The 25,716-nt window shown below is 44.7% G+C and carries 26 protein-coding genes; 16 read left to right on the top strand and 10 right to left on the bottom strand.

What is annotated here, in order from left to right; all coding sequences use genetic code 11:
- Positions 1 to 71 precede the first annotated feature (71 nt).
- Both AC07M6_RS20640 and AC07M6_RS20635 read left to right on the top strand, forming a co-directional pair.
- Positions 72 to 1,343, top strand: coding sequence for a glycosyltransferase family 4 protein (locus AC07M6_RS20640; RefSeq protein ID WP_494892741.1), 1,272 nt, complete (start codon positions 72 to 74; stop codon positions 1,341 to 1,343).
- A complete protein-coding gene (locus AC07M6_RS20635; protein ID WP_494892739.1) occupies positions 1,330 to 2,088 on the top strand; it encodes a glycosyltransferase family 2 protein in 759 nt (252 codons plus the stop codon). Before AC07M6_RS20640 ends, AC07M6_RS20635 begins: the two co-directional genes overlap by 14 nt.
- 37 nt (positions 2,089 to 2,125) lie before the next feature.
- Here AC07M6_RS20635 and AC07M6_RS20630 read toward each other — a convergent pair whose 3' ends face one another.
- Positions 2,126 to 3,070, bottom strand: a complete 945-nt coding sequence (locus tag AC07M6_RS20630; RefSeq protein WP_494892737.1) for an SPFH domain-containing protein — start codon at positions 3,068 to 3,070, stop codon at positions 2,126 to 2,128.
- 91 nt (positions 3,071 to 3,161) lie between these two features.
- Here AC07M6_RS20630 and AC07M6_RS20625 point away from each other — a divergent pair, with 91 nt between their 5' ends.
- On the top strand, positions 3,162 to 3,350 hold the full coding sequence (locus tag AC07M6_RS20625) for a hypothetical protein (protein ID WP_494892735.1): 189 nt from the start codon (positions 3,162 to 3,164) through the stop codon (positions 3,348 to 3,350).
- Between the two features lie 49 nt (positions 3,351 to 3,399).
- On the opposite strand, the gene AC07M6_RS20620 is transcribed toward AC07M6_RS20625, so the two are convergent.
- The gene (locus tag AC07M6_RS20620) at positions 3,400 to 4,551 is read right to left on the bottom strand and encodes a CapA family protein (protein ID WP_494892733.1); all 1,152 of its coding nucleotides are present in this window, start codon (positions 4,549 to 4,551) and stop codon (positions 3,400 to 3,402) included.
- Between the two features lie 54 nt (positions 4,552 to 4,605).
- Positions 4,606 to 5,184: a C40 family peptidase gene (locus AC07M6_RS20615; RefSeq protein ID WP_494892731.1), complete on the bottom strand. Its 579-nt coding sequence runs from the start codon at positions 5,182 to 5,184 to the stop codon at positions 4,606 to 4,608.
- Between the two features lie 257 nt (positions 5,185 to 5,441).
- Here AC07M6_RS20615 and AC07M6_RS20610 point away from each other — a divergent pair, with 257 nt between their 5' ends.
- The 3 genes from AC07M6_RS20610 (at position 5,442) to AC07M6_RS20600 (ending at position 8,862) form a co-directional block, all read left to right on the top strand.
- Entirely contained in the window at positions 5,442 to 5,882 is a 441-nt protein-coding gene (locus AC07M6_RS20610; protein WP_494892729.1) for a cupin domain-containing protein, read from the top strand.
- Between the two features lie 261 nt (positions 5,883 to 6,143).
- Positions 6,144 to 7,139, top strand: a complete 996-nt coding sequence (gene pdhA / locus AC07M6_RS20605; RefSeq protein WP_494892727.1) for a pyruvate dehydrogenase (acetyl-transferring) E1 component subunit alpha — start codon at positions 6,144 to 6,146, stop codon at positions 7,137 to 7,139.
- Between the two features lie 49 nt (positions 7,140 to 7,188).
- Complete coding sequence (locus AC07M6_RS20600; RefSeq protein ID WP_494892726.1) at positions 7,189 to 8,862, top strand: dihydrolipoyl dehydrogenase family protein; 1,674 nt, start codon at positions 7,189 to 7,191, stop codon at positions 8,860 to 8,862.
- 85 nt (positions 8,863 to 8,947) lie between these two features.
- On the opposite strand, the gene AC07M6_RS20595 is transcribed toward AC07M6_RS20600, so the two are convergent.
- Together AC07M6_RS20595 and AC07M6_RS20590 are read right to left on the bottom strand one after the other, a co-directional pair.
- Entirely contained in the window at positions 8,948 to 9,748 is an 801-nt protein-coding gene (locus tag AC07M6_RS20595) for a hypothetical protein (protein WP_494892724.1), read from the bottom strand.
- 10 nt (positions 9,749 to 9,758) lie between these two features.
- Positions 9,759 to 10,490, bottom strand: coding sequence for a hypothetical protein (locus AC07M6_RS20590; RefSeq protein WP_494892722.1), 732 nt, complete (start codon positions 10,488 to 10,490; stop codon positions 9,759 to 9,761).
- Between the two features lie 517 nt (positions 10,491 to 11,007).
- On the opposite strand from AC07M6_RS20590, the gene AC07M6_RS20585 reads away from it, so the two are divergent.
- The 7 genes from AC07M6_RS20585 (at position 11,008) to AC07M6_RS20555 (ending at position 18,500) form a co-directional block, all read left to right on the top strand.
- Entirely contained in the window at positions 11,008 to 12,129 is a 1,122-nt protein-coding gene (locus AC07M6_RS20585) for an acyltransferase family protein (protein WP_494892720.1), read from the top strand.
- Between the two features lie 10 nt (positions 12,130 to 12,139).
- Positions 12,140 to 12,616 (top strand): DUF2059 domain-containing protein, encoded by a 477-nt coding sequence (locus AC07M6_RS20580; RefSeq protein WP_494892719.1) that lies wholly within the window; start codon positions 12,140 to 12,142, stop codon positions 12,614 to 12,616.
- A gap of 4 nt (positions 12,617 to 12,620) precedes the next feature.
- Entirely contained in the window at positions 12,621 to 13,094 is a 474-nt protein-coding gene (locus AC07M6_RS20575) for a DUF2059 domain-containing protein (RefSeq protein ID WP_494892718.1), read from the top strand.
- A 193-nt stretch (positions 13,095 to 13,287) separates the two neighbouring features.
- Positions 13,288 to 16,149, top strand: a complete 2,862-nt coding sequence (locus AC07M6_RS20570) for a M16 family metallopeptidase (RefSeq protein ID WP_494892717.1) — start codon at positions 13,288 to 13,290, stop codon at positions 16,147 to 16,149.
- 261 nt (positions 16,150 to 16,410) lie between these two features.
- Positions 16,411 to 17,412 carry a YncE family protein gene (locus AC07M6_RS20565; RefSeq protein WP_494892715.1) on the top strand — a complete coding sequence of 334 codons (1,002 nt, stop codon included), beginning with the start codon at positions 16,411 to 16,413 and terminating at the stop codon, positions 17,410 to 17,412.
- Between the two features lie 237 nt (positions 17,413 to 17,649).
- Entirely contained in the window at positions 17,650 to 18,219 is a 570-nt protein-coding gene (locus AC07M6_RS20560) for a sigma-70 family RNA polymerase sigma factor (protein ID WP_494892714.1), read from the top strand.
- An 11-nt stretch (positions 18,220 to 18,230) separates the two neighbouring features.
- Complete coding sequence (locus tag AC07M6_RS20555; RefSeq protein ID WP_494892713.1) at positions 18,231 to 18,500, top strand: hypothetical protein; 270 nt, start codon at positions 18,231 to 18,233, stop codon at positions 18,498 to 18,500.
- A gap of 49 nt (positions 18,501 to 18,549) precedes the next feature.
- On the opposite strand, the gene AC07M6_RS20550 is transcribed toward AC07M6_RS20555, so the two are convergent.
- Positions 18,550 to 19,203, bottom strand: a complete 654-nt coding sequence (locus AC07M6_RS20550) for a hypothetical protein (protein WP_494892712.1) — start codon at positions 19,201 to 19,203, stop codon at positions 18,550 to 18,552.
- A gap of 67 nt (positions 19,204 to 19,270) precedes the next feature.
- The gene (locus AC07M6_RS20545; RefSeq protein ID WP_494892710.1) at positions 19,271 to 21,148 is read right to left on the bottom strand and encodes a M1 family metallopeptidase; all 1,878 of its coding nucleotides are present in this window, start codon (positions 21,146 to 21,148) and stop codon (positions 19,271 to 19,273) included.
- Between the two features lie 111 nt (positions 21,149 to 21,259).
- Between AC07M6_RS20545 and AC07M6_RS20540 the strand changes: the two genes are divergently transcribed.
- The 3 genes from AC07M6_RS20540 to AC07M6_RS20530 all read left to right on the top strand — a co-directional run bounded on the left by AC07M6_RS20540 (position 21,260) and on the right by AC07M6_RS20530 (position 23,472).
- Positions 21,260 to 21,958 carry a DUF4397 domain-containing protein gene (locus AC07M6_RS20540; RefSeq protein WP_494892708.1) on the top strand — a complete coding sequence of 233 codons (699 nt, stop codon included), beginning with the start codon at positions 21,260 to 21,262 and terminating at the stop codon, positions 21,956 to 21,958.
- Positions 21,955 to 22,683 (top strand): DUF4397 domain-containing protein, encoded by a 729-nt coding sequence (locus AC07M6_RS20535; RefSeq protein WP_494892706.1) that lies wholly within the window; start codon positions 21,955 to 21,957, stop codon positions 22,681 to 22,683. Before AC07M6_RS20540 ends, AC07M6_RS20535 begins: the two co-directional genes overlap by 4 nt.
- Before the next feature lie 138 nt (positions 22,684 to 22,821).
- Positions 22,822 to 23,472 (top strand): DedA family protein, encoded by a 651-nt coding sequence (locus tag AC07M6_RS20530; RefSeq protein WP_494892704.1) that lies wholly within the window; start codon positions 22,822 to 22,824, stop codon positions 23,470 to 23,472.
- Here the strand turns inward: AC07M6_RS20530 and AC07M6_RS20525 are convergent.
- The 3 genes from AC07M6_RS20525 to AC07M6_RS20515 are packed head-to-tail and all read right to left on the bottom strand — an operon-like array spanning position 23,469 to position 25,598.
- Positions 23,469 to 24,182: a TMEM175 family protein gene (locus AC07M6_RS20525; protein WP_494892702.1), complete on the bottom strand. Its 714-nt coding sequence runs from the start codon at positions 24,180 to 24,182 to the stop codon at positions 23,469 to 23,471. The two genes, AC07M6_RS20530 and AC07M6_RS20525, sit on opposite strands and share 4 nt — an antisense overlap.
- 2 nt (positions 24,183 to 24,184) lie before the next feature.
- Entirely contained in the window at positions 24,185 to 24,628 is a 444-nt protein-coding gene (locus tag AC07M6_RS20520) for a hypothetical protein (RefSeq protein ID WP_494892700.1), read from the bottom strand.
- Positions 24,629 to 24,635: 7 nt separating this feature from the next.
- On the bottom strand, positions 24,636 to 25,598 hold the full coding sequence (locus tag AC07M6_RS20515; RefSeq protein WP_494892698.1) for a zinc dependent phospholipase C family protein: 963 nt from the start codon (positions 25,596 to 25,598) through the stop codon (positions 24,636 to 24,638).
- Positions 25,599 to 25,716: the final 118 nt, after the last annotated feature.

Genomic DNA, 25,716 nt, shown 5'->3' with positions numbered 1-25,716 from the left:
ATGCCTGGCATCAAAAGTAAAATTTTCATTTTTATAATTATTATAATTGTCCGTAATATACACCTATCTGCATGAAAGTTACGCTCATTAATACTTCTGATGCCGGCGGCGGGGCTCCTGCAGCTTGTATGCGCCTGTTAAAGGCGCTGCAACTTAGGCAAACCGATGCCCATTTGCTGGTACAGGACAAAAAAACAGGTGATGAGCGGGTACGGTCAATCGCATCGGGCTTGATGGGGAAATTGAGGGCCATGTACAGGTTTTATCGTGAGCGGATCCCTTTCATTATTTTTAACTCGGATACCAAAGCGTTGCGGTTCGCGTTCTCAACCGCCGTTACGGGTGCCGATGTTTCGGAGCAACCTATCGTCCGGGGGGCCGATCTGCTGCACCTGCACTGGACTAACCAGGGCTTTCTATCCATCAACAACCTCATCAGGTTAACCCGGCTGGGTAAACCCGTGGTGTGGACATTGCACGATATGTGGGCTTTTACAGGCGGCTGCCATTATGCAGGCGATTGTAACCACTTTATGCACCAGTGCGGCCATTGCTGGATGCTGATTGATCCCGATGCCAAAGATATCTCCAACAAAGGCTGGCTGCGCAAAATGCACTTGTTTTCGGATCCTGAAAGTATTGTATTTGTAACCTGTAGCAACTGGCTGGCGGATGTGGCCCGGCAAAGTTCGCTGCTGCAGGGCTATCGTATTGAAACGATCCCTAATCCAATTGATACCGCTATTTTTTTGCCTGGTGACAAGCTGGCCGGGCGTGCAAAATGGGGGATAGCTCCTGATAAAAAGATCATTTTGTTTGGCGCGGCTAACGTAATGGATCGCCGTAAGGGGATTATTTACCTGGTAAAGGCGCTGGAAGAATTAAAAAAGACCTATACCGATGAGGTAGAGATAGTTGTTTTTGGCAAGAACAAAGCTTTTGATATGACCATGCTGCCGTTTAAGGTGTATGAAATGGATGTTATTACCCAGCAGGAAAGTATGGCCGAACTGTATAGCCTGGCCGATGTTTTTGTAACCCCGGCTATTGAAGATAACTTGCCCAATACGGTAATGGAAGCCCTGGCCTGCGGCACGCCTGTGGTAGCGTTTAATACCGGCGGGATACCTGATATGATAGACCATTTGCAAAACGGGTACCTGGCCGAGTTTAAATCGGCGGTTGATTTTGCAGCGGGGATTAGCTTTGTACTGAATAACAGTGCTGCCGGAATATTAGCCCAAAATGCCCGCGACAAGGTGCTGCAAAATTTTACCAACCAAATTGTAGCCGATAAATACATCGCCCTTTACCAATCTTTATTAACCAATGGCGCAGTTTAACCCAACCCTGTCTGTAATTACCATTGTGTACAATAATGTGCGGGATATTGAGCGCACTATACTTTCGGTTACCGGTCAAACCTATCCCCATATCGAATATATTGTGGTGGATGGCCTGTCTGCCGATGGTACGCTGGATGTAATAGCGAAGTACAAAGATCGTGTCGGCAAACTCATCAGCGAAAAGGACGAGGGTATTTACGATGCCATGAACAAGGGCCTTGCCGTTGCTACCGGCGATTACGTGATCTATATGAACAGCGGCGATGAGTTTTATGATAATAATACCGTTGCAAAAGTATTTACCACCGCGCCCGATGCGGATATTTATTACGGCGAAACCGAAATGCTTAACCATGAGCTGCAAAGCCTTGGCCGGCGCCGCCATAAAGCGCCCGAAAACTTTACCTGGCGCAGCTTTAATTACGGTATGAGCATAAGCCACCAGGCCATTTATATCCGCCGCGCTTTAGCCGAACCTTACGATCGCCGCTACCAGCTAAGCGCGGATATCGACTGGATCATCCGTGCGGCCAAAAAGGCTAAAAAAATAGTTAAGGTTGATGGCTATGTGGCTAAGTACCTGGTAGGGGGCATGTCTAAAACCAAACACCGCCAAAGTTTACAGGAACGTTTTGACATTATGAAACGGCACTACGGCCTTGTGCCAACGTTGTTTAACCACCTAATTATCGCTGTTAATTTGGGCTGGCACAGGTTGTGGAATAAAACCACGAATGATTAGCGATTGGTGTCGCCGCAAAAATTGACAGGAGGGGATCCTACTTCTTCTTCAAAGTATCCTTATGCAATTGATCCAAACTCATCATTTCCTTCATGGTGCGTTGCATACTATCGGTAGATCCATCTAAAAAGATCACATTACCCTGCGAGTTTTCCGAGAAGTGCTTGATAGCTTCAGTCCACATGGTGAACAGGATCACTGACGTATCCATATTAGCGCCCTGCATTTCCTTGGCAGCAACCGTCATACCCTTGGCCACTTCCTCGCGGAATAAGGCAATACCTTGTCCGCGCAACTGGGCGGCCTGGCGCTCGGCCTCGGCGGCAATTTTAATGGCGTTGCCCTCAGCTTCGGCGCCTTTGGTTTTGGTGATCAGCAGGGCCTGGCCTTCGTTTTCAGCAGCGGCTTTCAGGTTGTTCGATGCTACCACCTGGCTCATGGATTTCATAATCACGTCGTCAAACGTAATATCGTTCAGCTGCAAGTCCTGCAGGTGATAGCCCCAGCTTTCCAGGATCTGGTCAAGCTGTTCTTTTACGTGTTCTACAATATCGCGGCGCAGTATCAGTACGTCGGCTTGTTTTTTGGTGGCTACAAAGGCGCGGATAGAGCCTTCAACGGTACGGATGAGCGCCTGCATCAGGTTGCGGTCGTCCACAAACTTAAAGGCTACGTTTTTAATGGTCTCTTCCTGCTGGTCCAGTACCGAGTAAAGCAGCATGGCTTTAAAGTAAACGTTAGCCTGATCAACCGTCACCGCCTGAAACTCCAGCTCAACTGAACGGTTTTGGATAGAGATGCGGGCGTAGATCTGCTCGATAAATGGCAGCTTAAAGTTAAGGCCCGGCATTAAAACCCGGCGGTATTTGCCAAATACGGTTACCACACCCACGGTGCCTTGTTTAATGGTTACAAACGAGGTTAAAAAGGTAATAGCAACAATGAAAATAATGATATACAGAAAAATATGCGATGGTTCCATAATGAGGTTGATTTTAATAAATAAATATAGGGGTAATTAATTGGTGTACAATTTGCGTTATTAAATTCACATAAACAAAAAAACCACATATATGAACTTAAAACGCACATTTGGATTAATACTTACTGTATTAGGTATTGCCGGACTGATCTATACAGGGGTTGGTGTTGTACAGCATAGCGGACAGGTTACCATGCTTGTTGTAGTTGGCATTATTTCGATCCTGTTTTTTTTCCAGGGCATTAGTTTGGTACGCAACACTGCGGATACCGCCAAATAAATCTACATATACCTCTTCCGGATGCAATTTGTATCCGGAAGAGTAATTGCTACTGCATCCCGGCTGCTACCACCACATTTTGCGGCAAAGGGGTAATTACGCCATCTTCAGCAATATTTAACCCCGACTGTGGGAAATCTATATCGGTTAAATACTTTATCCGTACAATTACTTTATTACTGCTATCGCGTACCAATCCATCAGCATGGGTTTGTTTAAAGGCCAGCAACCGGCCGTTTAAAAACTCGCCCTTTTTGTTAACGTATATTTTAAGCAATGGCGCCAGGCCGCTTACGCCTTCTACGCTTACACTTTTATAGGTGCAAAAGTTGCCCAAACTGTAGGCTATCAAGCGGCTTTTGTAAAGTTCTATGGCCCGGCTTACATGGGGGCCGTTGCCTAAAACCATATCCGCGCCTGCATCAACAGCCGTATGTGCAAAGGCATGCACATTGCCCCGCAAAGCGCCCATGTACGATTCCATCCTGCGTGTTACATGCTCAAACGCGGGGCCTTCACCGCCGCCATGGAAGGATACAATAACAATATCGCACTGGCTTTTTAAATCGGCCACTATTTGTTTTACAGTCTGCAGTTCCAGTATGGGCAGTGTTTGGCTGTTAGGCGCAAATGAGCAGAAGCCATACTTTACACCCTTAACCGTAAAAATAGCCGTAGGGTGTGATACCTGCCCGCCATAGGCAATCCCTACCGAATCGAGGATGTGCATGGTGCTGGCTCGGCCGTTCTCGCCAAAATCGCCGGTGTGGTTATTGGCCAGGCTCAGTACACTAAAACCGGCCTGTTTTAAAACACCACTATAGTACGATGGCATGCGGAACAGGTAGGCCGTGCTTTTTAAATGTGTTTTATAATGTGCCGGGCTGCCACCGTCTAACAGGGTGCCTTCCAGGTTACCCATAGTTACATCGGCTTGCTGCAGATAGGGCAGGGCGGCATCAAAGCTGTGCCTGGCGCTGTCGGGCGCTAAGGTGTTGGTATTTGGATAGGATGTGCCCAGCATAATATCGCCAACCGCGGCAATGCAAAGGGTATCGTGTGGCTTGTTAACCAGGTGGGGGCCAACCTTAACCGATTTAATTTTTCCGGTTTTTAAAGCAGGGCTGTTGGCAGGGTTTAAAAAACAGGAGGATAACACCTGTAGCAGCAGCATCCCGGAAATAGTTAAACGAATGTTCATTTCAAAAAAAATCCCCCCGTATCAGCGGAGGGATTAATATAGTGTTTTTTTCCTTTATTGGCTGTCTTTATTATCCAGCGCGCCCGACGTCAGCTCCTCTTTAAAGGAGGCCAGCATACGGCCGCCGCGGTAAAAGTAACGGCTGTAATACGAATCGCTGATATTGTTGATAGCAACCCCGCGTGATGAAGCGTGGGCAAAACGGCCATCGCCTAAATAAATACCCACGTGCGATATGCTGCGGCTGTGGATCTTAAAAAATACCAGGTCGCCTTGTTTCAGGTCATCCTTGGCTACCGGGGTAACCATGCTGAAAATATCGCGCGAGTTACGTTTGATATCCAGATCGAAAACCTTTTCGTAAAGTTCTTTTGTAAATGCCGAGCAATCAATCCCTTTTTTTGATGAACCGCCAAAACGGTAAGGAGTGCCGATCCAATCGTAAACAAATTGGAATAATTTAACATTTGAGGTAGCATTTAACGCTACGCCCATAATTTGCGACATGTAATCTTTTGCTAAACTCTCCTGATCGTCAGACTTATCAGGGGTGGGAGTTGGAACAGTTTTTGTTTGCGCCTGTGCAGCTAAGATGCTGAAAAATAGTGCAATAACAAGAGTAAATTTCTTCATTAATCCTTAGTTTGTTCGGGTTAATTACGCAATGTGTGTGTTAATTCATACACCATCATTGTTTGATGAGCACAAAACTATACAAATATTTCAAATTACCAAATCCTGAAAAAAACTTTTTCCATAGTTAAATGCGATAAAGTTTTGCACTATTGTTAATAAAGTTTCTCAAAACTTAATCAAAAAGGATAAATTTAACCTACCCGTATGTATTTGGATAAGCGCTGCATATATTTAAGAAACCATTACATACTTACATGCAAACACCTAAAGAAATTATAAAAATTGGCGGCATAGAACTCCGCTTTTTACTGGATAGCGACGATACTAACGACCAAATGGTAATGTTTGAAATGCTGATACAACCTGGCGCGAAAGTACCAGTGCCGCACTATCATTTAGAGGTAGATGAAATGCTGTACGGCCTGGAAGGCACCCTTACATCTATTGTCGATGGCAAAACGATAGCAACCCATCCGGGCGACAGGCTTTTTATCCCCCGCGGTGCGGTGCATTATCATCATAATGATATCTCTGGCCAAACTACTAAAACATTATGCGTACTAAGCCCGGCATCAATAGGCCCGGATTATTTTAGGGAGATAGCCGCCCTGATGCAGCCCGGCTTACCGCCCGACCCGGTAAAGGCGGGCGAAATTATGGCCAGGCATGGTTTAATACCACAAAAAATGGCATAAATGAATGTTATTATGACATATATTACCAGCTTTAACAATAAAAGATTATTACGCAATTTAAACAAACCACCACTGTATTCAACACACTAAGCCCTGCTATTCAGAATCTTATTTTGCATTTGTTTAAACATGCGGTTTCGGAGCGAAACGCAGGTTAAATTGGCGTTAAATAAATATTTATAACAAGGCCGTTGCAGTTTCGATATATTGCGGGATATAATTAGATTTGCGCTTTCTCAATAAAGATTGGTCGATTAACAAATGGGTTCAATAGCTATTACAAAAGATACCTACCTGATGTGGTATGAACAGATGCTGCTAATGCGGAAGTTCGAAGAAAAGACAGGACAATTATACGGACAACAGAAGATCAGGGGCTTTTGCCACCTGTACATAGGCCAGGAAGCTGTTTTGGCCGGCGCCATGTCTGTATTGAAAAAAGGTGACAGTATGATCACCGCTTACCGCGATCACGCGCATGCCATTGCAATGGGTACCGCCCCAAGGGCCGTAATGGCCGAAATGTATGGCAAAGCCACCGGTTGCTCTAAAGGCAAAGGCGGATCGATGCACATGTTTGATAAAGAAAACCATTTTTACGGTGGCCACGGTATTGTAGGCGGACAAGTTCCCCTGGGTGCCGGTATCGCTTTTGCCGAAAAATATAAAGGTACCGACTTTTTGAGCGTTGCTTATATGGGCGACGGTGCAGTACGCCAGGGCGCGCTGACCGAAACCTTTAACATGGCCGCTCTATGGAAACTGCCTTGCATATTTATTTGCGAAAATAATGGTTACGCCATGGGTACATCTGTTGAGCGTACCACCGTGCAAACCGATATTTATAAATTAGGCCTGCCTTACGGTATCCCATCATCGGCTGTTGACGGTATGGACCCTGTTGCGGTACACAACGCCATGGACGAAGCTGCCCAGCGCGCACGTGCCGGCGAAGGCCCAACCTTTTTAGAAATGCGTACTTACCGCTACAAGGGCCACTCGATGTCCGACCCGCAGAAGTACCGTACTAAAGAAGAGCTGGAAAGCTATAAAGCAAAAGACCCTATCGAATCGGTAAAACAAACCATTGAAAAAGAAGGTTATGCAGATGAGAAATGGTTTGAAGATATGGATGCAAAAATAAAAGGCATTGTTGACGAAGCAGTACAGTTTTCTGAAGAATCGCCATGGCCTGAAGCATCCGAACTGTATACCGATGTGTATGTACAACAGGATTACCCATACATTCGCGACTAACCATTTATCTTATCTATCAATATAAACACCAACTATTCATCAAAAATATATGGCTGAAGTAGTTAAAATGCCTAAAATGAGCGACACCATGACCGAAGGTGTGATTGCTAAATGGCATAAAAAAGTAGGCGACAAAGTAAAATCGGGCGATGTATTGGCCGAGATTGAAACTGACAAAGCCACTATGGATTTTGAATCGTACCAGGATGGTACCCTGCTTTATGTAGGCGTACAGGAAGGTTCATCTGTGCCGGTTGATGCTGTTATAGCGATACTGGGTAAAGATGGCGAAGATTACAAAGCCCTTTTAGAAAGCGCAAGCGCCCCGGCTGCTGCCCCTGCCGAAGAAAAGAAAGAGGCTGCACCAGCCGCGCAGGCAGCTGCCGCACCTGCTGCAACCCCAGCCCCCGAAGCTAAACCAAAAGTTGACCTTTCGAGCATCCCGGCCGCTGTTATCCGTATGCCTTTACTGAGCGATACCATGACTGAAGGCACCATTGAAAAGTGGAACTTTAAGGTAGGTGATAAAGTAAAAGCGGACGATTCTTTAGCCGATGTGGCTACCGATAAAGCTACCATGGAAGTGGTAGGGTACGAAGCCGGTACACTATTATACATAGGTGTTAAAGAAGGTGAAGCCGCCCAGGTAAATTCTATTATTGCGATAGTTGGTAAAGAGGGTACTGATATCACTCCTTTATTACAAGATACCGGCGACGCGCCGGCTGCTGAAGCCGCACCTGCTGCCGAAGCTAAAACCGAAGCTGCACCAACTGCAACTGCCGAAGCTGCTCCTGCTGCTGCCTCATCAGCTGATGACAGCCGCGTAAAAGCATCGCCGTTAGCCCGTAAAATAGCTAAGGAAAAAGGCATTAACCTGAACGATGTTAAAGGTACTGCCGATGGTGGCCGTATTGTTAAAAAAGATATTGAAGGCTTTACACCTTCAACCCAGCAGGTACAGGAAGCTAAGGCTGCCGAAGCACCTGCTGCAGGCGCACCGGCAAAACCTGCCGTTACTTTGCCAACTTATACCGGCGAAGAGAAATTCAGCGAGCGCCCGGTTACACAAATGCGTAAAGCGATCAGTCGCCGTTTGTCCGAAAGTTTATTCACTGCCCCGCATTTCTACGTAACCATGTCTATCGATATGGATTCGGCCATGGCGGCACGCGTTAAAATGAATGAGTACGCGCCGGTTAAAATTTCGTTTAACGATTTAGTGGTTAAAGCCTGCGCGGTTGCTTTAAAAGCGCACCCGGCCATTAACTCATCTTTCCTGGGCGATAAGATCCGCACCAACGAGCATGTGCACATTGGCGTAGCCGTAGCGGTTGACGAAGGTTTGCTGGTACCGGTTATTAAATTTGCCGATGGCAAATCGTTAAGCCATATCTCGTTAGAGGTGAAAGACTTTGCCGGCAAAGCAAAATCTAAAAAATTACAACCTGCCGAAATGGAAGGCTCAACTTTCACCATATCAAACTTAGGGATGTTTGGTGTTGACGAGTTTACCGCTATTATTAATACACCAAACGCCTGTATCCTTGCGGTAAGCGGCATACAAGCGGTACCGGTTGTTAAAAATGGCGCGGTTGTTCCGGGTAACATCATGAAGGTAACCCTAAGCGCCGACCACCGTGTGGTTGACGGCGCCCTGGCCGCTGCCTTCCTGCAAACACTGAAAGCGTTGCTGGAAGAACCGGTTAGATTACTTGTATAAGTACTAAGTCTTGAGTCGAAAGTCTTAAGTCTACATAAAAAGTAAAGGCCCTGATTTTATCGGGGCCTTTTGCTTTTATATTAGTTTAATAGCTGGTAGCCTTGCTTATCCAGGTTCCGGGTAGGGGTTTGATGATGAAATGCGGTACCTGGTCGCCGTAATCGTCAATATCAGGAGTGGATGCCATGTCTTTAATTATCGGTAGTTGCGCTATTTCTTCGGCAATAATATCCCTGCAATTCAGCACAATTTTTGTGATCTTTGGTATAGTAAGGGTGTGTTTTGTTGATTTTGATGTGTCGCTATCAGAGTCACCATCGTGGAGTTGCATTTTAATTACAGGTTTGCCTTTATAGGTAAGGTTCCCCGCAGCATCCACATCTATGCCCTCCATTTGTTTAAGAAGGTCATCTAAAGTCCGTGTCTTACTATTGGACTGTTTTAGGCCTAATAGGTTATTAACCACGTATATCGCATCTTTTTTTACAGTGATGTTAAGGAGTTTATCCAAATCATTTTGCATAAAACCGCAAAGTAATAAACCATTGTACCCATCACTTATCTCTATAGTTTCTACCATATCGACAGGTAATGTTTTTATCACCTTATCAATATCCAGGTCGCTGTAGCTTTCTCCGTTTATGGCAATTCTTTTAACAGGTCGGCCTTTATAACTAAGCAAATTGTTGCTGCCAAAATTAAAATCATTTAATCCCTTTAATAGCTTATATACAGTGCTATTTTTAGCCAATTTAAATTTGTCAGCCAGGTATATTGTAGTATCCCCTTTATAAATGATTGGATCTTTGTTTATAGCGATAGACCTTTGCGCGAACACGGATCCAGCAAATACGATGGTCATTAAAAGTAAAATGCTTTTTTTCATTGCCTGCTTTTTATGGAATTACCTGAAGCGCTTTTGGGGTGGGATTATTAACGACTGCTTTATCCCTTTTTAAATAAACATCCCGTACCGGGTAGGGTGTAGGGATCAGGAAATGCGGTATCTGATCGCCGTATTGGTCAACTTCGTTCATTTGATCGCTTATGGCCAGCATATTGCGAACTGCGCGGTTCACCTGACGGTCTAAAGGGTTACGTTCGTTAATATAGTTGATATCGCCGTATAAGGCCGGGTCATCATATCTTCCGCGTTGGCCATTAATTGGCCTTGATGGGCGGTTGGATAAGTAATAGTTAATATCGGCTATGGCATCGGTACGGATGGTGATGTTCAGATGTTTGTCAGGGAGGGTTTTGTAGTGAATAATCGGCCGATCTCCATAATCATCAATCATTTCAATATTATCCACTGCACCAATCGGTAATCTCTGAATAATCTTTAGCGCTGTTAAACCCGCATAAGTTTCCCCATTGATGGTGACTTTCTTTACAATTTCACCATCGTGTTTAACCGAACCATCTGTGCTAATTTCAAAAGCCGGCATCGTTCGCAGTAATTGTTCTACCCGACCATAATTAACCTTTTTGTGGTCGATACGATAAACAATGGTATCTTGTTTTAAGGTGATGGATACCGGGGCCCTCCGTGCAGTCTGAGGACTGCTTTGTCCGAATACACTGCCTGCGGACAGGGTAATGGTGAGGAGCAGTAAGGCTTTTTTCATGGCATTGGTTTTTAACATACCTGCATAAATAAAGAATGGGGTAGGAAAAGGTTTTAATCCCTGATATAAATATAGTTATAAATAAATATCAAAATAAAAATAGCGATGAACAAGGCTTAAAGCAGGATGTGCGGCTTGGAATTATCGACATGGTGCGCCAAAAGGGCCTGTGCGATTCCCTCCCACGGGGAGGGTGTAGGGAGGGGTTTAGCCACGATGCAATTACCTAAACCCCTCCCTGCCACCACAAAGCCTTTCGCACCCCTCCCCGTGGGAGGGAACTGTTCAATATCTCCGCCCAGTCAAGCGTCCGCGCTTGACTGCAATTCTAATTAAGCGTCCACGCTTAATTTGTTTCGCAAGCGTGGACGCTTGCCCGGGATAAGTTTCAAGCGTGGACGCTTGAAACGGCTTAGAAATGACATTTTGGTATACATAACACACCATATAAATCCCAATAAAATTCCTAAATTGCTACCTGTTTCATCGTAACATATCATCAAACAACCCTTTATAAATGGACGACGTTTCTGCTAAACAACGCCTGCTTTCGCTCGATGTAATGCGCGGGGCTACCGTAGCCGCCATGACTTTGGTTAACAACCCCGGCGATTGGGGCCATATTTATGCCCCGTTAGAACATTCGGAATGGAACGGCTGTACCCCAACCGATCTGATCTTCCCGTTCTTTCTGTTTATGGTAGGCGTATCCATTGTGTTTGCCATGGAAACCAAAAAGGCCGATCCGCGTAATCACGGTAAAATGATCCTGATTGCCTTGAAACGTATGGCTTTGCTGATTTTGATCAGTTGGGGCATCCAGTTGTTTTATCATTACGATAGGGGTTTTGCCAACCTGCGCTTCCCGGGCGTACTGCCGCGCATTGGCCTGGTGTTTTTTATATGCAGTGTGCTATACATTAAATGCTCGCAAAAAACCCGCGACTGGCTGCTGGTGTTTTCGCTGGTTGGCTATTATGTTATCATGTGTTTTATCCCTGTTCCGGATGGCAACGCGGCCAACCTGAACCCCGAAACCAATATGGGCGCCTGGCTGGACAGGCTGGTATTTGGCAGTAACCACCTATGGCGCGAATCAAAAACCTGGGACCCCGAGGGGATACTGGGTACCCTGCCTGCCATTGGTACAGGTCTGTTCGGCATCCGGGTGGGTACCTGGCTAAAACGCCCCGATCGCGAAAGCAGCGTAAAGGTAACCTGGTTGTTTGTTTACGGCATAGCGGCGGTAGTGGTAGCACTGATATGGGATTTGTTTTTCCCCATTAACAAGGCTTTATGGACCAGCAGCTTTGTGCTATATACCGGCGGACTGGCCACCATTGCCCTGGCCTTTACCTATTGGCTGGTTGATATACAGGGCCACAAAAAAGGCATGTGGATATTTGTAGTATTTGGCATGAATGCCATTACCGGCTACGTGCTGAGCGGGATATTGCAGGGCATTATTAATTTTGTACATATTGGCGGCACACCGGCTGCAACGTGGTTATATGCGCATGGCATTAAGCCTTACTTCGCGCCGTTTAACGCATCGCTGGTGCGGGCTGTTATTTATGTGTTTTTAACCTGGCTGCCTATGTACTGGCTGTATAAAAAGAAAATCTATATTAAAGTATAATGCTACTCTTATGAAAATCAAACTAACCATTACCATAATCTTATTTTCATGCTTTTTCATTAAGTCCTATGGGCAGTTAGGTGATCCACCATCAGTTGCGCAGACGACAACCCCTGAAAGTTTAAAAGCGGCTGAACGGATGTTGGCAGCTCAGCATATGGACATGCAAATTGTTTCCATTTTTAACCAGGTTTTTAATATGGCCAGGGCGAGTGTACCTGCTGATAAAAAAGATAAATATATTAATGTTGCTAAAACGTTTATTGAAAAATATGCTAAATGGGATGCCTTTAAGGGCAAGATAATCCAAATGTATGCCGAGAATTATACAATTGACGAATTGGAACAAATGACTGTTTTTTACAAAACCCCATTAGGGCAAAAAATGGCTAATAATCAAATTGAAATGGGGCAACAGATCGTAATTTTAGTCAGCCAAACTATTGGTGAACATAAACAAGAGCTTGCTGAGGCATTTAAACAATAAACTTATGAAAATCAAATCAACCATCATCCTGCTTGCAGGGATCCTAACCTTTTGCCTTACGGATATTAAGGCGCAAACGGGTACGCCACCATCGGCCGGCGCTTTAAAAGCTGCTGAAGAAATGCTGATCGCATCGGGTACCAGTACGCTATTCGATAAAAATATCAGTACCATTATTAACCAATACAGTGCGCAGATGCCGGCGGATAAACGCGAGAAATTTGTAACGGTGATGACCACGTTTTTAAATAAATACTGTAGCTGGAATGTTTTAAAGCAGGACCTGTTTGTAATGTATGCCCGTGAGTTTACCGAAGCCGAGTTAAAGCAGCTGACGGTATTCTATAAAACCCCGCTCGGTATCAAACTAAACGAAAAGCAACCTATACTAATGCAAACCGGTATGAACATTGGCCAGCAAGCGGTGATGGCCCATCAGGATGAATTACAGCAAATGATAGCGGATGTGATGAAGTAACATAAAATGTATTCTCCGCGATAGCGATTGTAATGGAAAGCCCACAGCCGGCAGGGTACTGAGGGGCCTGGCGAGGACTTGGAATGTAAAGCGCGGGCCGGAGGCATTGCCAGCAAAATAATAATCTACCTCCTGTCGTTGTAACTAACACGTCAGTTTTGCATCTTAGTGATAAATCTCTTTAACTAAACATATGAATTTAAACAGAAAAGTTTCTGTAGCCGCGTTAACCCTGTTAATAGCGGCAAGCGGCGTTTTTGCCCAGGTTAAACGCAAGCCAACCCCGGCTCCCGACAGGCCGCTGAACCCGGTCCACCAGTTGCGCGGCGATCTGCTGCCGGTTGATCCGAACGTGATTATTGGCAAGCTGCCTAACGGCTTAACCTATTATATCCGTAAAAACGTTGAGCCAAAAAACCGGGCCGAACTTTACCTGGTTAACAAAGCCGGATCGATACTGGAAACCGATGCCCAGCAGGGACTGGCACACTTTACCGAGCACATGGCTTTTAACGGCACTAAGGATTTCCCAAAGAACGAGCTGGTAAACTATCTGCAAAAATCGGGCGTAAAATTTGGCGCCGATTTAAATGCCTATACCTCATTTGATGAAACCGTTTACCAGTTGCCTTTACCTACCGATAGCGTTAAGCTGTTTGAAAAAGGCTTCACTATCCTGTCTAACTGGGCCAGCCAGCTTACTTTCGATACTAAAGAAATTGACAGCGAACGCGGTGTAATACTGGAAGAAGAGCGCCTGCGTGGTAAAAACGCGTCGCAACGGATGCAGCAGCAAACTATCCCGGTGCTGTTAAATAATTCAAGATACGCTTCGCGTTTGCCTATCGGCAAAGAAGAGATCTTAAAGAACTTTAAGCCCGAAACCATCAAAAGCTTTTTCCACGATTGGTATCGCCCGGATTTGCAGGCGGTTATTGCCGTAGGCGATTTTGACCCGAAACGTGTGGAACAACTGATCAAAGAAAACTTTTCGGGCCTAAAAAATCCGGTTAACGAAAAGCCGCGTACCAAATACACCGTTCCGCCTACACCAGGCACGGCTGTAAAAATTGTTACCGATAAGGAATTCCCTTACACCCTGGCGCAGATTGTAGTAAAGCACCCGCAAACTACTGTTCGTACCGAAACAGATTACCTGCAAAGCGTACGTGTTAATTTGTTTAACCAAATGATGAGCGCCCGTTTAAGCGAATTGCTGCAAAAGCCAAACCCGCCGTTCCTGTTTGCGCAGGCCAGCTATGCAGGCTTTTTAGGCAACCTGGACGCCTTTACTACCGTAGCGGTAGCCAAGTCGACAGATCAGCTGCAGGGCGCCATTAAAGCCACGCTGGACGAGGTTGAGCGTGCCCGCAAATTCGGTTTCACCCAAACCGAACTGGATCGCGCCAAGCAAAACAGCTTAACGCAGTACGAAAACGTTTATAAAGAACGAGACAAAACCAAATCGGCCGCTTATGTGCAGGAATACCAGCAAAACTTTTTGCAGGACGAAGCCATCCCCGGTATCGAGTTTGAATATAATTTTTACAAGAACAACATCGGTAATATTACACTTGCCGAAATAAACGCCCTTGCCGGTAAGTTTATCAGCAACCAAAACCGCGTTGTAATTGTAGAAGCGCCAGATAAGGAAAAAGCCAAATTGCCTAACGAGCAAACCCTGTTAAGCTGGATAAACGCCACTGGTAAGGATATTACGGCCTATGTAGATAATGTAAGCAATAAACCATTGCTGGATAAAGAACCGGCTGGCAGCAAAATAACTGCCGAAACAAAGGATGCAGCCATTGGTACCACTACCCTTACTTTAGCCAACGGCGTTAAGGTAATATTAAAACCAACCGATTTTAAAAACGACCAGATCCTCATCAACGCGTTTAGCTTTGGCGGCACATCACTGGCCAGCGATGCTGATTATGTATCGGCTAACTTATCAGCCGGCATTATTGGCAGCAGCGGCCTTGCCGATATGACCGAGATACAATTAGGTAAAATGATGAGCGGTAAAAATGTATCCGTATCGCCATACATCAGCGAAACCACGCAGGGAATTTCGGCCAGCAGCTCGCCAAAGGATTTTGAGACGGCTTTGCAATTGGTTTACCTGTATTTTACCCAGCCGCGTAAGGATAACGACATCTGGCAATCTAACATCGCCCAAACAAAGGCCCTGCTGCCTAACCGCAGCCTGGACCCTGCCAGTGTTTTTCAGGATACGGTATCGGCTGTGTTGGGTAACCACCATTACCGCCGCATGCCGCTTACCTTAGAGAAGCTGAACACCGCCAGCCTGGATAAGGCCTACGAGTTTTACAAAGCCCGTTTTGCCGACGCCAGCGGTTTTACCTTTACCCTGGTAGGTAGCTTTGATATCGAGAAAATAAAACCATTGTTAGAGAAATACCTGGGTGGTTTACCTGCTGCAGGCCATAAAGAGAACTTTAAAAACCTGGGCATCCATGCCCCGGCCGGTCAGCTGACTAAAACTGTTTACAAAGGCATTGGCGATAAAAGCAGTGTGCAAATTGTATTCAGCGGCGATTTTGATTATACCGAGGATAACAAATTACAAATGGACGCACTGGAAGAAGTGCTGAACATTAAACTGCTGGAGCGCCTGCGCGAAAAAGAAGGTGGTGTATACTCGCCCGGCGTAAGGGCAGGGTTTTCTAAAATACCGGCCAGTCGTTACAGCATTACCGTTTATTTTACCTGCGCCCCGGGCAATGTAGATAAACTGATCAACGCTACGATGGAAGAGATAGCCAAGATTAAACAAAACGGTGCCGAATTAACCGACATTAAAAAGTATCAGGCCGAAGAAAAACGATCGACCGAAGTGCAAATGCGCGAGAATGGTTATTGGGCCGGTGTGCTGATCCGCTCGGCACAAAACGGTGAAAACCCCGACCTGGTGCTGCAACATACTGCCGATCTGGATAAGATTACCGTGCAAACCACCAAAGATGCCGCTAACAAATATTTAAGCGGTGCAAACCTGATTAAACTGATATCGTACCCGGAGAAAAAGTAGTTTCCTCCCGAAAAAGTTTAATTAAAAAAAACGCCACCGGTATTTATCGGTGGCGTTTTTTTGTTGTATCTGTCATCCGGCAGAAAATTTCTTGGGACAAGGTTTAGTGTATTCAAATAACCTAAAAACCTGCCGGAAATACACCCGTGTTTTCACCTATATGGCACCGTGTTTTCACGGTATTTGTATATAAAAACTAAAAATATTTTTATACAGCTTTTCTACAGAATTTATCCTGAATTTTAAAACAAAAACATTCTGATGAAAAAGATGATTAAAGGGCTTTTAGCAGTTGTGATAGTAAGCGCCACCCCTGTGCTGTTACATGCACAAACCTATGTATTGGATAAAAAAATAGCGCTTACAGGCGATGGGGGATACGATTATGTATCGATAGATAAGGTAAACAATCGCCTGTATGTATCGCACGGCACTATGGTTAACGTAGTTGACCTGGCTACCGAAAAACAAGTAGGCGTAATTGAAGGTATGAAGGGCGTGCATGGTATTGCCATTGTAAATAAATGGGATAAGGGCTTTATTAGCGATGGTAAGGCCAATGCCATGGTGGCTTTTGACCTGAAAACGTTGAAGATATTGGCTACGATTCCGCTGCAAGCCAAAGGGCCTGACGCGATTATTTATGATCCCTTTTCCGATCGGGTATTCAGCTTTAACGGCGAGAGCAATAACTCATCGGTAGTTGACCCCAAAACCATGAAGCAAATAGGCACTGTTGATTTAGGCGGTGCGCCCGAATTTGCCGTACCCGATGGTAAAGGCAAAATGTATAACAACCTGGAAGATAAAAGCAGCATGAACATCATCGATACCAAAATGATGAAGGTGATCAAAAACTTTACGTTAGCCCCTTGTGGCGGCCCGACCGGTGTTGCGCTCGATTTAAAGAACAACCGCGCTTTTAGCGTTTGCCGCGAAAATAAGGGCATGAGTGTTGTGGATATTACCAGCGGTAAGGTAGTAACCACTGTAGCCATTGGTGCCGGTGTTGACGCGGTTGCCTACGATGCTGAAACCAAACTCATCTTCTGCTCAAACGGCGATGGTACCACTACCATTATCAAACAAAAATCAGCTGATGAATATGCCGTGGTGCAAACGCTGGATACCCAGGTGCGCGCTAAAACATTAGCGTTAGATGCCAAAACCCACAAAATATACCTGAGTGTTGCTGATATGGAAAAAGGTACCCGTAAAGCAATTCCGGGTACCTTTTCGGTACTGGTGTATAAGATACAGTAATAGCCCCTTCTAAACCCTGCCCGAAAAAGAGGGTGTGCTTAATAACTTAATATAATGATAGTACAGCGATAGGTCAAAAGCCTGTCGCTTTTTATTTAAAAATTCAGGAAGTGAATATAGGATTTTGCCGGTTGTCCCAAAACCATGTACCCGGTATTACATCCTTTTTGTAAGGAATTTGTCTGGCCACCGACTAAGGCGATAGCTAATTGTTACTTTTATATATTACCTTAACAAATGAACGATCAGTCTATCACCTTAAACCCGCATAAATGGGTAAAAACCTATGCCGATTACCTGTATGCTTTTGCCATTGTACGCGTTAACGACGAGGAATTAGCTAAGGACCTGGTGCAGGAAACCTTTTTGGCGGCACTGCAGCGTACTGCCGCTTTTGAAGGCAAAAGCTCCGAGCGTACCTGGCTGACAGCCATACTGAAAAACAAGATCATTGATGTTTATCGTAAAAAGTCATCGGGTTTAAAGCCGATGGAAATAACCGGCAGCGCACCGCAGGAAGATTTTTTTAATACAGATGACGGGCATTGGAAAAGGGAGCATTGGCCCCAGCCTTTTGGTGTAGAAGAGTATGACCCGCTGCACAATAAGGAGTTTAACCAGGTATTGCAACTGTGCATGCAAAAACTGCCTGCTCTATGGCTGTCCGTTTTTACCATGAAGCATATGGATGATGCTGCGTCAGAAAATATCTGTTCCGAACTAAAAATAAGCCCGAACAATTTTTGGGTGATCATTCACCGGGCTAAACTAAATCTTCGGGCTTGCCTTCAAAAAAACTGGATTTAAACATCACTGCCATGAACAAGTTTAAAAAGATACAATACAACTGCCACAAGGCCACCTTTTTAATAGAAAAGCGCAGTATGAAGAAGCTGACCCTGTTTGAACAACTGGAGCTGCGTATACATTTGGCTGGCTGTTCGGTATGCCGCACATATCAAAAGCAAAGTATCCTGATCGGGCAAATGGTGCGCCAAGTGCTGCATGGAGATGCGCACCAATACCGCCTGGATGAACAGGACAAAAAAGTGATGGAAAAGCGAATTGAGGATGCACTAAAAAAATAAGTTCTATATAGGAGAATTGATCACCCTATATAGAAATACTTCGTCCTGCTTATTGTAAGTTACAGAAAACGATCAGTTGGGCCAGATCGTCGGCTTTAGTGATATCCAGGTTTTTATCTTTGATAAAAGCCGTTACTGCCTGTTCCTTATCAGGAGGAAAAACTTTTAAAATACTCTTTAAATCAGAAACCTTGTTAAAGCTTTTGCCTTTTTGCAACCAAAATACGCTGCGGGGCTCTAATGTGTAGCCTTCGCCAAGCTTTTCATCATACTTGGATGATGAGGTAGCGGCGTTTTTAATTCCCTGTGATGCGGTGATGGTGTTATTGGCCTGATCTTCCAAATTAGGATTTCTGCCATGCAGCAGCATTTTATTAACGTGCTGAATATACAAGGCTATTTTGGTATTTGTAAGCTTTTGATAATAGACCGTGCCTACAGGTATGAATTTCTTATCCTGTAAAAATATGGTATCTGCATTTGATTGATCCAGTACCGTTTTTACGCCATCCTGCATAAAAAGCATTTCCTGCGTAAGCGTATTGTAGTTCATGGTGGCATCGGTTACGCCACCGCCTTTTTGCAGTACGCTTGCCTTTACAAACTGGGGGAAAACATATGGGGAAACACCGCCTGATGATTGCGCAAGCGCAGATGTTAATGCAGCAAAAAAGAATAAGAGGGTTAGGTTGATAGATTTCATTTTTAAAAATAAGAGATAATATAGTTAACGTATAATAATGATTTAGACTTTATCCGACGGCGATGGTTTACTTAACCAGGTACACATTATTTGCTTTATCTACATCGGGTGTATAGGTACTGCCCAATTTTAACTGTTTAACAGTTTTGGCAGCATCAAAACTTAAGATAATAGATCTGTTGCCTTTTTCCCAGCAGGAAATATCGCGGTGAATGGTTTTACTGCTGCCATCGGTGTACTCAACGGCCAGGTCAACAGGTACCGGTTTGGTGCCGATGGACCTAATCTGTACTTCGTACTTAACGCCTGTATTATTTACTTTGCCGATAGCCAGGTCGGGCACGCCGCCATCAAAAAACCAGCGCTTCCAAAACCAGTTCATATTGCGGCCGGCGCCGGCATTCATACCATTAAAAAAATCGAAAGGGCCGGGATGTTTGCCATGCCAGTTGGCTATATAATAATGCAGGGCTTTGGTAAACAGTTCATCGCCCAGCATATCTTTTACAAACAGGTAACCCATAGCCGGTTTAGGGTACGAATCTGTAAACCCCGATACACCGCTTAACTGGGTAGTTAAGGTAATCACCGGCTGGTCTTCTTCTGTACCGGCCGACATTTCTACACCCTGTATACCGTAAAGATCTACAATTTTAGGGTCTATCATGGGCGATAGCAGCCATTCGCCAATGGTAGCCCAGCCTTCGTCCATCCAGGCATATTTGGTTTCGTTTATGCCCATATAAAAAGGGAACATGGTATGGAATATCTCATGGTCGGTCAGTTCAATGGCATCGGCGCTGTTTTCTACCGGGTTATCATTCACCATCATGGGGTATTCCATTTGGTCAAGGCCGTCAAAAACGGTTTCGTGCGGATAGGGGAAAGGCCATTTCGGAAATTTATAGCTCATGGCTTCCACGGTTTTGCGGGCGTAGTTTACCACGGCAAAATAGTCTTTATGTTTAGGGTTAAACACCGCGTCCACACGGGTGCGGCGCCCGGTTTTAGGGTCTACAACCAGGCTGGCGGCTTTCCATATATAATGGTTGCTGGTAGCAAAAACAAAATCAGTTACGCTGTCGGCATCAAACTTCCAGGTGTGGATAGTGCCAGCGGTGGTAATGTTACCCGCCTTTACATCGGCTTCGGTAATAATATCTGTTACGCTGTCGCGCCTGACGGCCTCGTCCATCAGCGTTACAAACTTGCGGTTTAAAACATCACCGGGGTTTTGCAGGGTGCCCGTAGCCCAAACCACATAATCTGCCGGCAGGGTAATCTCGGCTTTAAAATGGCAGAAATCGTTATAAAACTCCTGCGAACCTAAGTAAGGATATTTATTCCAGCCATCAATATCATCATAAACGGCTATACGCGGGAAAAAGTAGGCAACAAAATACGAGCCTTCATCAACCTGTCCGGTACGTGTATGCGATGTTTTATTAAGCGGATAGCTATAGCTGATGCTGCAATGCGTTGTTTTACCCGGGAAAATAGAATCGGTACGGACGGGTAAATTAGTACCGGCAATACGCAGCTTTTTTACATCGATGGTTTTATTGTTGATTTGAAATTTACTGATCTCAACACCGTCGGTCTGATCATCGGGTGATATGTTATTATCATGCGGCACCCCTTTTTTATAAAGGTTTGGATAGAGCTTAAATATCAGCTGGTTAAGTGTATCGGGGCTGTTGTTCACATAATCAATATCAACAGTGCCTTTTATTAAACGTGTTTTAGGGTCGAAGTTAATTTTGATGCTATAAGTAGCCGTATTTTGCCAGTATTTGGGCCCGGGCTTGCCGTTATCGTTCCGTGTGCCCTTTTGGTAAGCCTTGCTAATGTTTACAGGTTTTGTTAAGCTGACTTGTGCAACCAGGGTTTGCGCGCCTGAAATTAACAGGGTTATGATCAACAGTTTTCGGAAGTATAATGCCATAAAATATCGTGTAGCTGATAAAAGTAATTAGTAAATAGGAATAATAGAATTATTTTTGCGTTTATTACCTGCACCGGAAGCCATATAATGCTGGTGTCCCGGCAAAATATAATGGAAATTAAAAGATACTATTACCCAATTATCATTTGTGCTGTTGCTTTGGCCGTATGGTCATGCAATAAAAGCGGGGATGATATCCCGGTAGTGAGCCCCACATCAAAATTAAATGTGATTAACGCGGTTACCGATATCAGGGCTATTGATTTTTATCTGAACGGCACCCGGCAAAATATTAATTCGGCCATTTATCTTTTTAATGCCTCGGGCTACCTGAGCGTGCTTACGGGCGAGCAGCAATACCAGTTTAAAAGCGATACCGACCGCACCGTGCTGGCCGATATTAAATTAAACCCGGCTAAAAAAGACTCCAGCTATACATTGGTTGTGGCCGGTCAGCAAGGTAAAAGTAACCTGGCCACCATATTTTTAAGCGATTACTTTGTAACTAATAGCACGACTACAAACGCCCAGGTGCGCTATGTACAGGCATCGCCAGGCACGCAATCGTACGATGTATTTGTGGGCGATACATTATCTTTTAAAAATAAGGCATTTAAGGCTTTTACAGGTTTCCAGGGCGTGGGCGCAGGTAAAAAAACGGTAAAAGTAATGGCAGCAGGAACTACTACGCCTATATTTACGGGCTCGGTAACCCTGCAAGCCGGCAGTTATTATACCCTGTTAACACAGGGTGCAATAAACGGATCGGGGAATAATGCTTTTGGTATAAGTGTAATTTTAAGCAGATGAGCAATAAGGGTATAAATAATCATACGGTAACCGCGCTGTTTTTGATGATAGCGGCGGTAATTATAACCCCTCTGTTTTCGTCATGCGGTAAGGAAAGCGCGGCATCTGCAACAGGTTTAAATACACAGCTCAATATTATCAATATAGGCCCGGACGTATATCCGGTAGACCTGTATATTAACCAGCGTATCCAGAACGCCAAATCGTATGTATATGCGGTACCTTCGGGATATATTTACCTGAGTTCGCTGGCTACGCCGTTACAGATCAGGGCTACACGCCAAACCGCGGCTGGCGAAAACATCATCATCCTGCAGAAAGATACGGCCTTAAGCGTTAATACCCGGTATTCGGTATTTATTACCGGCCTGTTATCTGATAATACGCGCAGCGCTATTTTTGTTGCCGATACCGATGCGGCGCCAACCCTGGGCAGGGGCAAAGTAAGGTTTATTAATGCCGCCGCCCGCAGTGTAAACGTAGATGTTTATGCTAACGGAACGGCTGCTTTTAAAAACCAGGGTTTTAAGGCCATTACCAAGTTTTTAGAACTGCCCGCCGGCATCTACGATCTGAAAGTATATGCAGCCAATACCACTACTGTATTATACGATCTGCCTAACACCACCATACAGGATGGCCGCTTGTATACCCTGTATACCCGTGGCGTAGTAGGCCGCACGGATAGCGCGTCTTTTGCTGCCGCTATGATAACGAACAGGTAGCCGCTAAAAGCTTTTTTCGATAGTTATCATTCAGTGTTGATATGGCTTTAGCTTTACGTTTTGGCCTTTTAGCTTTAACCTTAAAATGCCTTTCCGCTTTCGCCTTATTATTCTATTTTTGTTCCAAAACGCACCCCATTGGAGATCATTAAACACATCATCGATTTTATCCTGCACATTGATAAACACCTGGCAGAGATCATCAGTCAATATCATACCCTAACCTACCTCATCCTGTTCGTCATTATTTTTGCCGAGACTGGTTTTGTGGTTACCCCCTTCCTTCCCGGCGATTCGTTACTGTTTGCCGCGGGCGCCCTAATTGCCGCCGGCGATACCGGCCTGAATATATATTTGCTTGCGCTGATATTAATTATAGCCGCGTTTGTGGGTAATACCGTAAACTATATGCTGGGCAGTTACCTGGGCCCAAAGGTTTTTAAAGAGAACAATAAAGTATTAAAGCTGGATTATTACCTGCAAACCAAGGCTTTTTTTGATAAGCACGGTGGCAAGGCGGTTATCTTTAGCAGGTTTGTACCTATTATACGTACCATTGCGCCTTTTGTGGCGGGTGTAGGCCGTATGCCATTTTTGCGTTACAGTATTTATAATATTGTTGGCGGCGCTTTATGGATCATTATCTTCTTGTTTGCCGGTTACTGGCTGGGTACTATTCCTTTCTTTAAGGAGCATTTCTCGCTGGTGGGTATTGCCATTATTTTGGTGTCGGTTATACCGGCCATTATTGCGGTAATTAAAAGCAAGGCTAAAAAACAAGTAGCTTAAGCAGGGAATAATTGCCGGGCTTTTTTACCCCGCAGGCCATACCAAATAGAATAAACAATTGCTATCAGGCAATAAGTAAAACCCGAAAGGCCCGAAAGCGGTGAAGGCAAAACCAGCGCTAAAGTGATGGCCAGCAAGCCTATCAACATGCTAAAAAGGTTAATATAGGTTTCCGTTTTAGTTTGAAACAGCTCCTGTGGGGTTAATTTAATTTGTTCGGCATGTTTAAGGGCATTCAGGTGCATTAAAAAGAACAAGCCGTATATAATGGTATAACCGGCGCCGTAGATCACCATCAGTGTGCTTGTTTGTCCGGGTTCTATCATACGATGCACTGCACCATTGTGCATATAGGTACCCGCTCCGAATAATAATACGGACAGGAACTTTAGTGGGTATGCATACATCAGCACCACAAACAGCAGCATGTCATTAAGCGTAGTGGTTAAACCGTCCTTCAACCCATACTTTCTGAAAAACAAGTTTTGGCTGTTCCATATTTGGAATATCAGCGCAAAGCAAACTGCAAAACTAACCGCGCCCTTCATGGTCTCATACAATTCATCAAACGATTTAGGCACCTCAAGCGATACGATGATGAGCGTAATAGCAAAGGCAAAAGCGGCATCGCTAAAAGTTTCCAGGCGCGATGGTTCATGACTGCGCCAGGCGATCTGATGTTTTTTGTGGGCAGGTTGTTTACGAACCATATTTATTGATTAGTTAAAACTACTAATTTTCCGTGTTTGTAAGTATGCATTTTGTTAAATCCGGGAGCGTTGCGCCAATGACGCCATTGTTGCAGGGTGATGTTGCAATTTTCAGAATCACATAATTGATCCCAATAAAAAATTTCAAATGTTTTTGGATTAACATAAAAGTTGTAATTGGTACGAAATATATCAAAATTGCTGATGCCAACTTTTACCCAGTAATATTTAGAAGCCGGGTTGGGTTCAGCTGCAATCATTAATGTGGGTTTATAAGATTTTGGTGTTTTTAATAAAAACGATTTTACCTCCCAAAGTGCATATACCTTATCCAGAACAATAGTTTCAAGTTTTTCTTTTTTTGTTTGATATGGTTTCGGATTGCCCTGTGCTATAATGCCTTTAGTAATAAATATCATCATTAAGGCAGTTGTAGCATATTTCATACGGTGATTACTGGTAGCTTAAAGCTAATACTTTTCCCGCTTTATACAAAGCCTCCTCCCGGGCCAGCTTTTGCTTTTGCGCGTTTGTTAGTGGCGCGGCAATGAGCTTGCCCAGATCTGGCTGCCCGGCATCTACCCAGGCCGAATACCAAAAGCTGCCCACTTCAATGATTGCCGAACGCATCCTGCGCTTTACCATGCCGTTCAGCATTTTATGATAAGCCATGCTATAGGCTACCGAGTAATCTTTCACTTTCCGTTTACCACGCAGCGTCATCTCGTACTTTTTAGCCGGCGGGAAGCTGGCGTTCAGTTTACGCTCGAATACAATCACCGAATCCACGCATTTGTAGGAGGCATTGCATATTTTAAAAGCTTCTATAAGCGGGTTATCAATATACCGGGCTTTACCCATATACAGGTTGTAATTATTGCTGAACAATTCGGGCAGCCGGCTTTCCCACAGCGCGTGGATGCCCTCCTGATGAGTGAGCTGCCCATCATAATTAATAGTGAGATGTAGCGGCACGTGCGCGTCGGCAATGTAATGGCCAATGTTGGCCGATGTTTTAAGGATGGCGGTGGTATCATGCGCCTTAAAGGCCTTTACCAGCCAATAGTAATGGTACTGGATAACCCAGGGCACGGTGCCGTATTTATTCAGCGTATCGGCCGAGTATTTCTTCACGGCATCGTACCAGTTTTTTGGGATGCGGGCAAAAGGCTGTTTGCCGTACTGGTCGGCATCCAGAAAATGGCGGGGGGCTTCCAGCGAGTCAACATAACGGCGTTTATCCGGATCGACGGCGTGTTCGGTCAGGTAATCTATATTGGCCTGGTAAAAATTAGCCATCCCTTTAGGCAGGGTAAACACGGCCAGCCGGTTAATACGATGATGCGCGAAAAACCCCCACGAAGAGCAGGTGAATAATAGCAATAAGCCTGCAAAAGTTCTAAAAATTAATTTCATTTTGGGGTGACTGGCGCGGGCCTAAAATAATTGTTTTTTAAGTATTTACGGTGATTAAAAACAAGGCAAATCAATTGCGAAAATCATAAAAATGAAATTTTTGTAAACTAAAGATTAA

Source organism: Mucilaginibacter sp. GW821-FHT07H05, from assembly GCF_059418485.1.
This window is presented reverse-complemented; position numbering and strand designations above follow the sequence as displayed.